At 33.4% G+C, this 13,787-nt stretch carries 12 protein-coding genes; 8 read left to right on the top strand and 4 right to left on the bottom strand.

Annotated features, from left to right (window positions below; all coding sequences use genetic code 11):
- Positions 1-83: 83 nt before the first annotated feature.
- The 8 genes from ACNQGD_RS02045 to groL all read left to right on the top strand — a co-directional run bounded on the left by ACNQGD_RS02045 (position 84) and on the right by groL (position 9,856).
- Complete coding sequence (locus ACNQGD_RS02045) at positions 84-2,912, top strand: tetratricopeptide repeat protein (RefSeq protein ID WP_417998131.1); 2,829 nt, start codon at positions 84-86, stop codon at positions 2,910-2,912.
- Positions 2,913-3,088: 176 nt separating this feature from the next.
- Positions 3,089-4,534: a tRNA (N6-isopentenyl adenosine(37)-C2)-methylthiotransferase MiaB gene (gene miaB, locus ACNQGD_RS02040; protein ID WP_417998130.1), complete on the top strand. Its 1,446-nt coding sequence runs from the start codon at positions 3,089-3,091 to the stop codon at positions 4,532-4,534.
- An 80-nt stretch (positions 4,535-4,614) separates the two neighbouring features.
- Positions 4,615-5,871 carry a sigma-54 interaction domain-containing protein gene (locus tag ACNQGD_RS02035; protein WP_417992511.1) on the top strand — a complete coding sequence of 419 codons (1,257 nt, stop codon included), beginning with the start codon at positions 4,615-4,617 and terminating at the stop codon, positions 5,869-5,871.
- Positions 5,872-5,971: 100 nt separating this feature from the next.
- Entirely contained in the window at positions 5,972-6,475 is a 504-nt protein-coding gene (locus tag ACNQGD_RS02030) for an LptE family protein (RefSeq protein WP_417992510.1), read from the top strand.
- 102 nt (positions 6,476-6,577) lie between these two features.
- Entirely contained in the window at positions 6,578-7,429 is an 852-nt protein-coding gene (locus tag ACNQGD_RS02025; RefSeq protein ID WP_417998129.1) for a tetratricopeptide repeat protein, read from the top strand.
- A gap of 3 nt (positions 7,430-7,432) precedes the next feature.
- On the top strand, positions 7,433-7,777 hold the full coding sequence (gene secG / locus ACNQGD_RS02020; protein ID WP_417992508.1) for a preprotein translocase subunit SecG: 345 nt from the start codon (positions 7,433-7,435) through the stop codon (positions 7,775-7,777).
- 136 nt (positions 7,778-7,913) lie between these two features.
- Positions 7,914-8,189: a co-chaperone GroES gene (locus tag ACNQGD_RS02015; RefSeq protein WP_035670228.1), complete on the top strand. Its 276-nt coding sequence runs from the start codon at positions 7,914-7,916 to the stop codon at positions 8,187-8,189.
- Positions 8,190-8,227: 38 nt separating this feature from the next.
- Entirely contained in the window at positions 8,228-9,856 is a 1,629-nt protein-coding gene (groL, locus tag ACNQGD_RS02010; RefSeq protein WP_417998128.1) for a chaperonin GroEL, read from the top strand.
- Between the two features lie 85 nt (positions 9,857-9,941).
- Here groL and ACNQGD_RS02005 read toward each other — a convergent pair whose 3' ends face one another.
- The 4 genes from ACNQGD_RS02005 to ACNQGD_RS01990 form a co-directional block, all read right to left on the bottom strand.
- Positions 9,942-10,622, bottom strand: a complete 681-nt coding sequence (locus tag ACNQGD_RS02005) for a DedA family protein (RefSeq protein ID WP_417993879.1) — start codon at positions 10,620-10,622, stop codon at positions 9,942-9,944.
- A gap of 272 nt (positions 10,623-10,894) precedes the next feature.
- Complete coding sequence (locus ACNQGD_RS02000) at positions 10,895-11,236, bottom strand: heavy-metal-associated domain-containing protein (protein WP_417998127.1); 342 nt, start codon at positions 11,234-11,236, stop codon at positions 10,895-10,897.
- 18 nt (positions 11,237-11,254) lie between these two features.
- The gene (locus ACNQGD_RS01995) at positions 11,255-13,267 is read right to left on the bottom strand and encodes a TonB-dependent receptor plug domain-containing protein (RefSeq protein ID WP_417998126.1); all 2,013 of its coding nucleotides are present in this window, start codon (positions 13,265-13,267) and stop codon (positions 11,255-11,257) included.
- A 69-nt stretch (positions 13,268-13,336) separates the two neighbouring features.
- Positions 13,337-13,738, bottom strand: a complete 402-nt coding sequence (locus tag ACNQGD_RS01990) for an HYC_CC_PP family protein (protein ID WP_417996061.1) — start codon at positions 13,736-13,738, stop codon at positions 13,337-13,339.
- Between the last annotated feature and the right edge of the window lie 49 nt (positions 13,739-13,787).

Raw genomic sequence — 13,787 nt, 5'->3', positions numbered from 1 at the left:
TGTCGATAAAAAAATGTTTTTTTTTTAAGTCATTGCCATTTTTTAAAATACCAACTTATATTTTTTGTTAATATTTCATACTTATGATTAACTCAACTAATAAAATAAATCTCTTTATTTCCTATTCGCACGATGACGAACCTTATTTTAAAGTTTTCTGTGAAGGCTTAAAAAAAGTAATAAAGAATGCTGAACATTTTGAATGGAGTATTTGGGATGACACAAAAATTCATGTTGGTGATTTTTGGGATGATACTATTCAAAACAACATACAAGAATGCAATGTAGCATTACTTTTAGTCAGCATTGGATTTATGTCATCAAAATACATTAGAGAAAAAGAATTTAATGAATTCACTAAGCGTTATTCAGCGAAAGGCATTTTAATTGTTCCCATAATGTTCAAACCTTGTGATTTTAATCGTTGGGAAGATTTAGCAAAACTTCAATTCTTCAAACCAAAAGGTTCAATTTATGGAAAAGCAGAAATTGAAAACTTCACTTATGCAGATTTAATAAATTTTAGACAAACAGACGGAACTTTAATTCCGAATCCAAACACGGACCGATATATTCTAGATTTAGTAAAAAAAATTGAAGATTCTTTTACTGCTTTTTTAATTCGAACGGAAACTAGAGAAATTATTATCCAACCAATAATTTTAAATTCTAATTTAAATAAACTATCCGATTATCCTAAACCAAGTATCTTATTTACCGGAAGGAAAACAGAAATTGAAGAATTCAAAAAAACATTTACTTCATTTAGAATTTTTGCAATTGAAGGACTTGGAGGAACTGGTAAAACACAATTTACCGCCCAAATAATTGAGAAAACAATTCTTAATAAAGATAAAATCATCTGGCTTGATGGCTCCGCCCAATCAAACTTTGATGTATTCGTTGAAAATGCTGGTTATGGAGATGTTTTAAAAGGTGAAAAGAAAACTGATCTTGCTTTGTACAGTGGCTTGAAAGATTTGATAGAAAAAGATGAAAGGGTTATTTTTTGGGATAATTATAATGATTATGAAGACCCTGCGTTTTCCAAATTTTTAAGTTTTGCAAACCAATACCTTCAGAAAGCAACAATTATTTTAATTACGAAAACAGAACCTTCAATTGAACGGATTACTAATTTACATCTTTTTAGACTTGAAGGTCTAAATAAAGATGCTTTAGAATACGCCAGAAAGCTAAAAACATCAAATGCACAATATAGTTCAATTATCGATTCTGATTTAGAAATTATATGTGAGGGTGTTGATGGCCATCCCTTAGCAATTGAATTTTCTATGTGGCTTATGAGTCGTGGAAAATCCGCAGATGACATTTTGCTTCATATGCCTGAAATTACGGGTTTAAGAAAAGTTGAAGAGTTTAGCAAAAGATTATTTTTAGATATTTTTAATCATCCTAAAACAACGGATGCAGAAAGAGAATGCTTTTTAAAATGCTCAATTTTCAAAGAAAGAATTTCAATACAAGAAATTAACCATTTATACGACAATGAAGAAGTCTTCTATCTGTTAGATGGTTTAATGGAAAAACTACTTATTACTTTCAAAGAAGGCTTCTACGAAATGCATCCATTAGTTCGATCTTTCAGTTATGAAAAACTTGTAGACAAAAAATCTGTTCATAAGAAAGCCGCAGATTATCTTATTTTACAAAGACGTGAAATATTAAATGCATCATTAGAAGAGAAAATATTTTATCATTTATCAGAAGCTGAAGAATGGGAAACTATTGCCAATTTTATTGAAATTTCAGGACGTAAATTTATTCTACAAGGACAGTTAGGATTATTGAATGAATTATTTAATAAGCTTAATCATTTAAATATTTTTCGTCCAATTTTTGAAATCTTATATGGAGATATTGCACAAATTAAAGGTAAATGGTATGAGGCAATAATTCATTTTGAAAAGGCAAGTCATGATGAGGATATTAAAATTAAAGCCGAAGGAATAATAAAACATGGAGAAATACTTTTCCGAAGAGGCGACATTAAGGAAGCATTAAGACATTTTGAAAATGCTCATCTATTTACAAAAACACATTCTTTACTTAAAGAAGAAGCCAGAGCGTTGAATGATATCGGATTAGTAAATTTCGAGTTTGACAAGAGAGATATGGCTCTCACCAATCTTAATATGTCCTTAAAAATTAGAAATGAAATAAACGATATCGAAGGAATTGCTGATTCTTATAATAATTTGGCTAACATATTTCTGCGAAAATTTCAATTTAATAAAGCTTCCGAATTCTATAACAAAAGTAAAATGATAGCAGAAGAAATGGGAAATAAAATTTCTTTAACACTTTACACGATTAATCACGCATGTGTTTTAAGAGAACAAAATATTTTAGACGAAGCATTAATAGAAACTTATTTAGCATTGGAAATGTGCGAAAAAACTGGAGACAAAGCAAACATTGCATTATGCTACAACAATTTAGGGATAATTTTTCAAAAACAAGGAAAATTAGAAGAAGGTATTTCAAAATTTAATCAAGCTCTTAAAGTAAGTGAGGAAATAGGAGACAAAAAGGCAATCGCCTCTACTTTCAATAATATTGGAGCATTTTATTTTACTACCAGAGATTATCCAAATTCATTGTGTTATTTTTTCAAATCGATAGATATAAATAGACTTAATGGCCATTTATCTGATGAAAAAATAGCTCTTAATTGGATAAATTCAATAACTAAAGAAGTAGGCAAAGAAAAATTCAAAATATATGCTGAAGAGAGCTTCAGTAAATTAGGAAATGAAATTCAAAAATACATTCAACTTAAAGAGTTTTCAAAAGAACCTCAAATTAGAGAAACGCCGAAAGTTGGAAACAATCACCGTTGTCCTTGTGGTAGTAACAAAAAATACAAAAAATGTTGTAAGGTAAATTAGGTCCATATCGACATTCTTAAAAAAAATAATTAAGTTCTCCAATACTGCCGATTGGATTTCCTAAAAATTTATAATCCTTCACTGCTGATAAGAATTCTAAAACAATGTTAATTCTTCGTCTGACATCTTGTCATATTTATTTGAATTGCGTTATCTTTGTGCTTTGAAAACATAGGATGGAAAAGATTATTGAAGAAAGTAAACAAGGCGAAAGTCTTGTTCTAGAACATAAACCCGAGAATACCAAAAAATTATTTATAGAAAGTTATGGCTGTGCGATGAATTTTTCGGATAGTGAAATCGTAGCTTCTATTTTATCTGGAAACGGATATAATACCACACAAGTGCTGGAGGAAGCCGATTTGGTTTTGGTAAATACCTGTTCTATTCGGGACAAAGCGGAGCAGACGATTCGCAAACGTTTGGAAAAATACAATGCCGTGAAACGCATTAATCCAAAAATGAAAGTAGGCGTTTTAGGCTGTATGGCCGAGCGTTTGAAAAGTCAATTCCTCGAAGAAGAGAAAATTGTAGACCTCGTTGTGGGTCCTGATGCGTATAAAGATTTACCTAACCTTTTGCAAGAAGTGGAAGAAGGACGCGATGCGATTAACGTGATTTTGTCGAAAGATGAGACTTATGGTGATATTTCACCTGTGCGATTGATGAGCAACGGAATTACGGCTTTGGTTTCTATTACCCGTGGCTGTGATAATATGTGTACGTTTTGCGTAGTTCCTTTTACCCGCGGACGCGAACGCAGCCGTGAACCACAAAGTATCATGAAAGAAATTCAGGATTTGTGGGACAAAGGTTTTAAGGAAATTACACTTTTAGGACAAAACGTGGATAGTTTCCTTTGGTACGGCGGCGGATTGAAAAAAGATTTTGAGAATGCGACCGAAATGCAAAAAGCAACAGCAGTTGATTTTGACCAATTACTAGAAATGGTAGCCGTTGGTTTTCCTAAAATGCGCATTCGATTTTCGACATCAAATCCGCAAGATATGCATGAAAGTGTTTTACATGTAATTGCAAAACATCCTAATATTTGCAAACACATTCACTTGCCGGTTCAATCTGGAAGCAATAGAATTTTGAAAGAAATGAACCGTTTGCACACGCGTGAAGAATACATGACTTTGATTGACAAAATCAGAACTATTATTCCGAATGGCTCCATTTCGCAAGATATGATTGCTGGTTTTCCAACAGAAACCGAACAAGATCATCAAGACACGATGAGCTTGATGGAATATGTGAAGTATAATTTTGGTTATATGTATTCGTATTCCGAACGTCCGGGAACTTTGGCAGGAAGAAAAATGGAAGATGATGTAACCGAAGATATCAAGGCAAAAAGATTGCAGGAAATTGTCGATTTACAACAAAAACACGCTTGGTTCCGCAGTGAAGAATTCATTGGTCAAACCGTAGAGGTTTTGGTAGAAAAAATTTCAAAAAAATCAACGGAAGAATTTTCTGGAAGAAACTCACAAAGTATCACCGTGGTTTTCCCGAAAGAGAATTACAAAGTTGGAGATTTTGTGAATGTGAGAATTACTTCTTGCACCAGCGGAACTTTGAAAGGAGAAGCAGTGGGCTTGAGTGAAATGAATTAAAAAAAGTTTAAAATTTAAGATTTAAAGTTGCCTAAATAACTTTAAATCTCAAACAAAGAAAACTTTAAAAAAAATAAAGTATGGAATCAGTTCAAGCTATAAAACAACGATTTGAGATTATCGGGAATGATCCGAAGCTTAATCGTGCCATAGAAAAAGCCATTCAGGTAGCTCCTACTGACATTACCGTTTTAGTAGCGGGAGAAAGCGGTGTGGGAAAAGAAAATATTCCAAGAATCATTCATTCGCTTTCGCATAGAAAACACGGAAAATACATTGCCGTAAACTGTGGAGCCATTCCAGAAGGAACGATTGACAGTGAACTTTTTGGACATGAAAAAGGGGCTTTTACTGGCGCAACCAATACCCGTGAAGGTTATTTTGAAGTCGCTGACGGAGGAACTATTTTTCTGGATGAAGTAGGTGAATTACCGCTTACCACTCAAGTGCGTTTGTTACGTGTTCTTGAAAATGGTGAGTTTATAAAAGTAGGTTCTTCCCACGTACAGAAAACAGACGTACGTATCGTTGCGGCTACGAATGTCAATTTATTTGATGCTATAGAAAAAGGGAAATTCCGCGAGGATTTATATTATCGGTTAAGTACGGTGGACATAACTTTGCCCCCTTTACGCGATCGAAAAGATGACATTCATTTGTTATTCAGAAAATTCGTTGCCGATTTTGCCCATAAATATAAAATGCCCCCTTTAAAACTGGATGAAAACGCTATCCAATTATTACAGAAATTTCGTTGGAGCGGTAATATTCGACAATTGCGAAATGTAGCCGAACAAATCTCTGTTTTAGAAACGAATCGGGATATATCTGCGGTCACTTTACAATCGTATCTGCCAGTTCTGGGAAACAATTTACCATCTGTTATAAAGGATAAGAAAAGCGAAAGTGATTTTAGTACCGAAAGGGAAATTTTATACAAAGTACTTTTTGACATGAAAAGTGACTTAAACGATTTAAAAAAACTAACGTTAGAATTGATTCAAAATGGCGTGTCCAAAGTACAGGAAACCAATCAGCATTTGATAAAAAAAATATATGGTTCGAAAGAAAATGACAGTGAAATCGATTTTGAAGAAGAACCAAGATCAGCCTTAATCACATCTAAAAACAATGAAGAGTTGTATCAAGAGCATGATGATAATTATCTTTTTGCAGAAACAATCGAAGAAGAAGAAACGTTGCGTTTAGAACAAAAAGAAATCGAAATGATTAAGAAATCATTAGAGAAAAATAAAGGAAAACGAAAAGCAGCAGCAGATGAACTAGGCATTTCTGAAAGGACTTTATATAGAAAAATTAAGCAATTTGACTTGTAGTTTTTACCCAAAAAATACGAAGACACCAATGCTTAAATTCAAAATGAATATCTTTGCCCCAAGCTTTAGCGAACTCGGAAGCAATTTTTTAAAATAGAAAATGAAACATATAAAACTAATTCTTCTTTCAATAATTATAGTGAGCATCAATAGTTGCTCGGTTTACAACTTTACTGGAACGGGTAAAATTGATGCCGAAACATTTCAAGTTGGATTTTTTCAGAATAATGCTGAATTGATTGAGCCTGGTATTGATAGAACATTCACATTAGAACTTCAGGATTTAATCCAGAATCAAACCAATTTAAACTTGGTCAAAACTGGTGCTGATTTGACTTACGAAGGAGAAATTGTGGATTATAGGATAAGTCCAATGACAGCAACTGCAGATCAGCGAGCAGCTCAGAACCGATTAACTATTCGAGTGAATGTTCGGTTTACCAATAAAAATAAAGAAACTGATGATTTTGAAAAACCATTTACTTTTTTCTACGATTATCCTGCGGAACAACAATTGACAGGGGCAACTTTAAATAGCGCTTTAGAGGAAATTTTTGAAAGAATAACACAAGACATCTTTAATGAGTCTCTTGCAAAATGGTAATAAAAAAGTATTTAGTTTGCCGTTTTTAGTATTCAGTTAGCTACACCAAAAACTGCACACTGATTATTAAACACTGATTACTGAACATTGAACACTCAAAAAATGAACGTAACCGATTATACTTATTTGATTAATAAACCTGATGCTATCCATGAGAAGCAAACGGAAGCTTTGGAAAAAGTACTCGTTGAGTTTCCTTATTTTCAAAGTGCCAGAGCGATTCAATTAAAAGGTCTTTACAATCAAAACAGTTTTAAATACAATTCTGCTTTAAAAATTACTGCAGCACATTCAACCGATCGATCTATTTTATTTGATTTCATTACTTCGGATACGTTCACTTCGATTCAAAAAGGTCTTTACGATAAAAAAGCATTAGAAATTCTGGATATAAAAGTAATTGACAGTGAAATTATTGGTGCTGAAGAAAAAACAGACTCCAAAATAAATCCTTTAGAAAGATCCATACTCACATCCATAAAAAAAGCATCAATAATTGAGGTTGAAGATCCTTCAAAAACCACCGAGGAGAAACTGGCAATTGGGGAACCTTTAGATTTCTCTAAAAGCGAACAACATTCCTTTCAAGAATGGCTTCAACTTTCCCGTACTGAGCCTATCGAAAGAGAAAAAGAGAATGCTATTACACTATCAATTCCTGTAATAGATGACGATAAAAGAAAAAAATTAGAATTAATAAATAAATTTATCGAAGCGAGTCCAAAGATTTCTCCGGTAAAACATGGAGTTGCTTCCACCGCTACTTTTGACTTAAATGCAACTGACAATTCTTTCTTGATGACAGAAACTTTAGCCAGGGTCTATTTGGAACAAAAAAAATATCAAAAAGCGATTCAAGCTTATGAAATATTAATTTTGAAATATCCAGAAAAAAGTAGTTTCTTTGCAGACCGCATATCGGATATTAAGATTTTACAACATAATAATAATTAAACAATGAGCACATTTTCAATTTTTTTAGTTTTAATAACTATAGTTTGTTTTCTGTTAATCGTGGTTATCATGGTTCAAAACCCTAAAGGGGGCGGATTATCATCTACAATAGGAGGTTCTCAAATGTTAGGTGGAGTACAAAAAACAACTGATTTTTTAGACAAAAGTACTTGGACATTGGCAACTATATTAATTGCACTTATATTGCTTTCTAGCTTAAGCTTTACGGGAACGTTAAGTGATACTGATTCTAAAATCATTGAAAACACAGGAAGTGCAGCACCTGCTACAAACATGCCAGTTGCTCCTGCTCAAAACACACCTGCTGCAACAAATCCAGCAGAATAAATTATTACACCATATTCTAAATGCCAGCCTGTCAAAGCTGGCATTTTTTATAAGAAATTATGTCAGTTTCAATAGGCTGGCACAATTTCTGAAATCTTCATAACCGTAATAATAATAATAATATAAAAATAAAATCATGGCTTTAAACATTAAACCACTTTCAGACAGAGTTCTTATCGAACCCGTTGCAGCTGAAACAAAAACTGCTTCAGGTATTTTTATTCCAGATACAGCAAAAGAGAAACCACAAAAAGGAACTGTTGTTGCTGTTGGAAACGGAACAAAAGATCACACAATGACTGTGAAAATTGGCGATTCTGTACTTTATGGAAAATACGCTGGTACAGAATTAAAACTGGAAGGAAAAGATTATTTAATCATGCGTGAAGACGATATTTTAGCAATAATATAATCGAATTAACAAATAAACGAATTAATAAATAAATTAAAATGGCAAAAGATATAAAATTTGATATTGAAGCACGTGACGGATTAAAACGTGGTGTTGATGCTTTGGCAAATGCAGTAAAAGTAACTCTTGGGCCAAAAGGTCGTAATGTAATTATTGGAAAAGCTTTTGGCGGACCAACAGTTACAAAAGATGGTGTTACTGTTGCAAAAGAAATTGAATTAAAAGACCCTTTGGAAAATATGGGTGCGCAAATGGTAAAAGAAGTAGCGTCTAAAACTAATGATTTAGCTGGAGACGGAACTACAACTGCAACTGTTTTGGCACAAGCTATCGTAAAAGAAGGATTGAAAAATGTTGCTGCGGGAGCAAATCCAATGGATTTGAAACGTGGTATCGACAAAGCAGTTGAAGCTATTGTAGCTGACTTAGCAAAACAAGCTAAAGTTGTTGGAAGTGATTCTGAAAAAATCAAACAAATTGCTTCCATTTCTGCTAATAATGACGAAGTAATTGGTGAGTTAATCGCTGCTGCTTTCGCAAAAGTTGGAAAAGAAGGTGTGATCACTGTTGAAGAGGCTAAAGGAACAGATACTTACGTTGATGTTGTGGAAGGGATGCAATTTGATAGAGGCTATCTTTCGCCTTATTTTGTTACCAATTCAGAAAAAATGGAAGTAGAATTGGAAAATCCTTACATCCTTTTATATGACAAAAAAGTTTCTTCATTAAAAGAATTATTACCAGTTTTGGAGCCAGTTGCTCAATCTGGAAAACCTTTATTGATTATTGCTGAAGATGTTGATGGTGAAGCATTATCTACATTGGTAGTAAATAAATTACGCGGAGCCTTGAAAATCGCTGCAGTAAAAGCACCTGGTTTTGGCGACAGAAGAAAAGCAATGCTTGAAGATATTGCTATCTTAACTGGAGGGACTGTAATTTCAGAAGAAAGAGGGTACACTCTAGAGAACACAACTATCGAAATGTTAGGAACTGCTAAAAAAGTGACTATCGATAAAGACAATACAACAATTGTAAGTGGTGCTGGCGAAGCTGATATCATCAAAAATCGTGTTAACCAAATCAAAGGTCAAATGGAAGCGACAACTTCTGATTATGACAAAGAAAAACTGCAAGAACGTTTGGCTAAATTAGCTGGTGGAGTTGCTGTACTTTATGTAGGTGCTGCTTCTGAAGTAGAAATGAAAGAGAAAAAAGACAGAGTTGATGATGCCCTTCACGCAACACGTGCTGCTGTTGAAGAAGGAATTGTTGCCGGTGGTGGTGTTGCTTTATTGAGAGCTAAAAATGCACTTAGTGCTATTAAAGCTGATAATGCTGATGAAGCTACAGGTATTCAAATTGTATCTCGTGCAGTAGAATCTCCATTGAGAACTATTGTTGAAAACGCAGGTCTTGAAGGTTCAGTTGTTGTTGCAAAAGTTGCCGAAGGTTCAGGTGATTTTGGTTACAATGCTAAAACTGACGAATACGTTGACATGCTTAAGGCAGGTATTATTGACCCAAAGAAAGTAACGCGTGTGGCATTAGAAAACGCAGCTTCGGTTGCCGGAATGATATTGACTACTGAATGTGCTTTGATTGATATTAAAGAAGATAATGGTGGCGGAAACCCAATGGGTGGAGGTATGCCAGGAATGATGTAATATCAATCCAAGTCTAGTCCTAAAAAAAACCGTCCCGATATAAATCGGGACGGTTTTTTTGTGAATTACTGTAAGGAGGTTTATTTTACTCTTGATTTTTTGGTTTTCTGCTGAACTTATAAATTACAGGTAAAACAGTAATTCCAACTAAAATCAAAACAATTAATTCGATGTGCTTTTTCAAATCGATCTGATAATTTTCAAGTAAAAAACCATATAAATAATGTCCTGCAAAAATTAATGTGAAAGACCAGATAAATGAACTTAGAACATTATAAAACATGAATTTTTGTTTATCCATCGATACAATTCCAGCTACAATAGGAGCAAATGTTCTTAATATTGGCAGGAATCGTGCAAAGATGATTGCTTTTCCCCCGTATTTTTCAAAAAAATCTTTTGACTGAACCAAGTACTTTTTCTTAAACCAAAAACTATCTTCCTTGTTGTACAAATAGTATCCACTTTTTGAACCGAACCAGTATCCTACAACATTTCCTAAAATCCCTGACAAAGCAACCAGTGTTGATAGAAGTACAACATTTATAAAATCATTATCAATGAATAAAATATTCTCGATTAATTCCCGACTGTAAATTCCCGCCAAAAACAACAAACTATCTCCTGGTAAAAAGAACCCAGCAAAGAGACCCGTTTCTGCAAAAACTATAAATAAAACTATATAAATCCCCAGTTTAATCCCATTAACATCAAAATGAATATAAAAAAGTGGGTCAATTAAATTCTTCCAATCAAAATCGTTCATTCTTAGGTTTTTTATGCTAAAATTATTCGTGCGTGAAAGTACGGATAATATATCTTAACCACAATTTATGATACTATTTTAAAGTTTAATTAACTATTTAAATTAACCAAATTAACTTTACAATGCTTACCATCAAGAGTTGTTTTTAACAAACCTGATTTTAGTCCTATATGAAACCGATTTTTCACTATTAACAACCACAACATCACTTTAACAATCTTTAAAATCTAGCATATAAAAAACCAACACTTTCACGTTGGTTTTCTTTAAAATTATTTTCGCTCATATTGACAACAAGTATGCAAACTATCATAACTTTCCTTTAATGCCTTGACTTCATCAGTATCGTGACCTACTTTTGCAATCGCTTTTTGAATGGTAGGCACATCCGTTTTCTGCTCGTTTATAATTAAATATAAAGTACCGCAATCCATGTGCCAATCGGCAGATTTCACCCCCGAAACACTCAATGCCGCTTTTTCAATTCGCTTTTCACACATTTCACAATTCCCGCTCACATTAAATTCAACCTTAGCGTTCTTATTTTTCGCTTCTTGAGCCTGAACTGTAAATCCAACAAATGTCAATAACACTACTACTATTATATTTTTCATCCTTTTAATTTTTTAAGACTATTTAATTTTAAAACGTAAACCTGCATAATACATCTGTCCAAAAACTGGACCATAAACTATTGACGCATCAAAAGTAGGTCCAAAAGGGTTTTCATTGCCCAGGATAACATTATCTTGCTTATAATTTCCAATATTTTCCCCGCCAATATACATTTCAAAAGTAGGAGAAAAAGTTCGTGTAACCTGTATATTCATCACAGAAAATGAAGGCGAAAATTCAGGCAGTCTATCTTCTTCTGGATTTGTTGATGTATTGGGTAATTGTTGTTTTCCAAGCCAGTTGAAAGTGTAATCAAACTTCCATTGTTTTCCCTTGTCTAAAATATGAGTTTCATATCCTAAATTTCCAAAGAAACGATGTTTTGCCTGCAATGGCCTTTGATAAGTTCCTGATAAATAATCCGTTTGGATATCATAGTATTTATAGGCTGTTCTTAAATTAAAATGTTTAGCTAATTCATAATTAAACTCTACTTGCAAACTATTCGCATAGGATTTCCCATTTAAGTTGTAAAACAAAACCTGTTGCGGACTCTGCATCACATCAACAACTGCCTGATTTTGAAAATCGGTTCTGTAGAAATCAAAACCAACGTCAGCACTTTTACCAAAAAGCAAAAAACCCTGCATAAAACTCAGCCCATAATTCCATGCAATTTCAGGATTCAAACCGTATATTTTTCCATTGGTATCTAAAAATTCAAAAGTTCTTGAACTTGCCAAAAGCTGTTGATTTTCGGCAAAAACATTGGCGCTTCGCTTCCCTCTTCCAGCTGAAAATCGCAAAACACCTTTCTCCCAAGGATTGTACCGCACATGCAATCTTGGTGTAGCAAAAGTCCCCAAACGATTATGATTGTCTATTCTACCGCCAAGAACTACGCTAAAGTTATCCGTGTTATCATAGGTATATTCGAAAAAAGCGCCTACCGAATTATCAATTCTGCTGTAATCATTCACATTGACAAACTCACCGTATTTATCATAGGTAAAGTTCAGACCCGTTGAAAATTTATGTTTCGTGTTATTGATAATCGAATTGAAAATCAGGTTCGAATAATAACTTTTTTGTTTAATATTATATTGATTTAATCCAAAATAAGAGTTTTGATTATGGCTGTTGAAAGCATTTTGAAAACCAATACTCTGATACGGCATATCTGGAAAAACATACCCTAATTTAGTGGAAACATCAAAACGTTCCGTATTGATTTCGGAGCCCCAATAATTCGTCGTTCCCTTATCTCTATCTGGGTCAAAATTTAATTCTCCAGTCTGTTTTTTATCATTCATATACCGAAAATTGATAAAACTCACCCACCCTTTTTCAGCATTGGTATATTGCCAACGGTTTAAAACATTGATTTGCTTTGCCAATGGATTGTCCAGAAAACCATCGTCATTCATGTCGTTTTTTGAAACTCTGGTATTTCCGTGAACAAACAAACTACTGCTCCATTTCTCGGAAATTTTCGTATTGAAATGCGTGTTTAATTCAAATCGAGAATCTGTAGAACCATAGACATTAAGAAAAAATGGAATATCGCTGATGGGCTTTATTAGTTCGGTATTGATTTGTCCCGAAATACTTTCGAAACCATTAACTACACTTCCGGCACCTTTAGTAATTTGAATACTTTCGACCCAAGTTCCCGGCGTGAATGACAATCCATAGGCTTGAGAAGCACCACGTACTGAAGGGATATTTTCCTCAGTAATCATCAAATAAGGACTCGTTAATCCTAGCATTTTTATTTGTTTCGTTCCCGTCAAAGCATCCGAAAAATTGACGTCGATTGAAGGATTGGTTTCAAAACTTTCTGCCAGATTACAACAAGCAGCTTTGAGTAATTCTTTGCTTGTCAGCGTTGTAGTATTAGCCGTCAGGCTATATGATTTTTTTAAACTTTTACTGTTGCCTTTTACTTTTATCTCCTGCAAAGTATCTTGCGAATAAGAATTAAAAGCGCAAAAGAAGAACACTAAAAGTATTGAAATTTGTTTTTGCATGATTGATTTTTAATGTTAGAAAAATATAAAATCACAAAGGTGTGATTCAAGTTTTATTAAACATTAAAACTATGCGTAGAGAATATATTGGTGGTATAATTTAAAAAAAGGCGGTGCATTTGCATCGCAATAATAGGAAGTAAACGGGATGTTTTTAAAATTTGAATTGATTACAAAAACAACAGGATTCCATTCCTCTATTGAAAATATAAAATCGGGATGAAAAGAAACTGTTTTTTGAATTAAATCATCTGTTTTCTTTTGAAATTTAACCTCTTTGTCTTTGCAACAATGTGATTTTTTTTCAACAACCCCACAACAATCTTTTTCTAATTTTTGGTCCTCAACAGGCGTTTTAAGAGTAACCGAAGTAATCTCATTACCACAATAACGAACATTAAATGCTAATCCCACATTGGAAACCAATATGAAAAAAGCCAGAAGTAAACTTATATGTTTGTTAAATTTCACAGTACAAAATTAGTGATTTTATCATTTCAAAAAGTCAAAGTCCTGAAGA

It is taken from the genome of Flavobacterium glucosi (assembly GCF_048286535.1).
Lineage (GTDB): Bacteria > Bacteroidota > Bacteroidia > Flavobacteriales > Flavobacteriaceae > Flavobacterium.
The sequence above is the reverse complement of the archived record's forward strand: the minus strand, read 5'-3'. Positions and strand labels throughout refer to the sequence as shown.

Bases quoted from the DNA above. Each gene is read 5' to 3' on its own strand.
- ACNQGD_RS02045 (WP_417998131.1), top strand. From the start codon at position 84: ATGATTAACTCAACTAATAAAATAAATCTCTTTATTTCCTATTCGCAC.
- miaB (WP_417998130.1), top strand. From the start codon at position 3,089: ATGGAAAAGATTATTGAAGAAAGTAAACAAGGCGAAAGTCTTGTTCTA.
- ACNQGD_RS02035 (WP_417992511.1), top strand. From the start codon at position 4,615: ATGGAATCAGTTCAAGCTATAAAACAACGATTTGAGATTATCGGGAAT.
- ACNQGD_RS02030 (WP_417992510.1), top strand. From the start codon at position 5,972: ATGAAACATATAAAACTAATTCTTCTTTCAATAATTATAGTGAGCATC.
- ACNQGD_RS02025 (WP_417998129.1), top strand. From the start codon at position 6,578: ATGAACGTAACCGATTATACTTATTTGATTAATAAACCTGATGCTATC.
- secG (WP_417992508.1), top strand. From the start codon at position 7,433: ATGAGCACATTTTCAATTTTTTTAGTTTTAATAACTATAGTTTGTTTT.
- ACNQGD_RS02015 (WP_035670228.1), top strand. From the start codon at position 7,914: ATGGCTTTAAACATTAAACCACTTTCAGACAGAGTTCTTATCGAACCC.
- groL (WP_417998128.1), top strand. From the start codon at position 8,228: ATGGCAAAAGATATAAAATTTGATATTGAAGCACGTGACGGATTAAAA.
- ACNQGD_RS02005 (WP_417993879.1), bottom strand. From the start codon at position 10,622: ATGAACGATTTTGATTGGAAGAATTTAATTGACCCACTTTTTTATATT.
- ACNQGD_RS02000 (WP_417998127.1), bottom strand. From the start codon at position 11,236: ATGAAAAATATAATAGTAGTAGTGTTATTGACATTTGTTGGATTTACA.
- ACNQGD_RS01995 (WP_417998126.1), bottom strand. From the start codon at position 13,267: ATGCAAAAACAAATTTCAATACTTTTAGTGTTCTTCTTTTGCGCTTTT.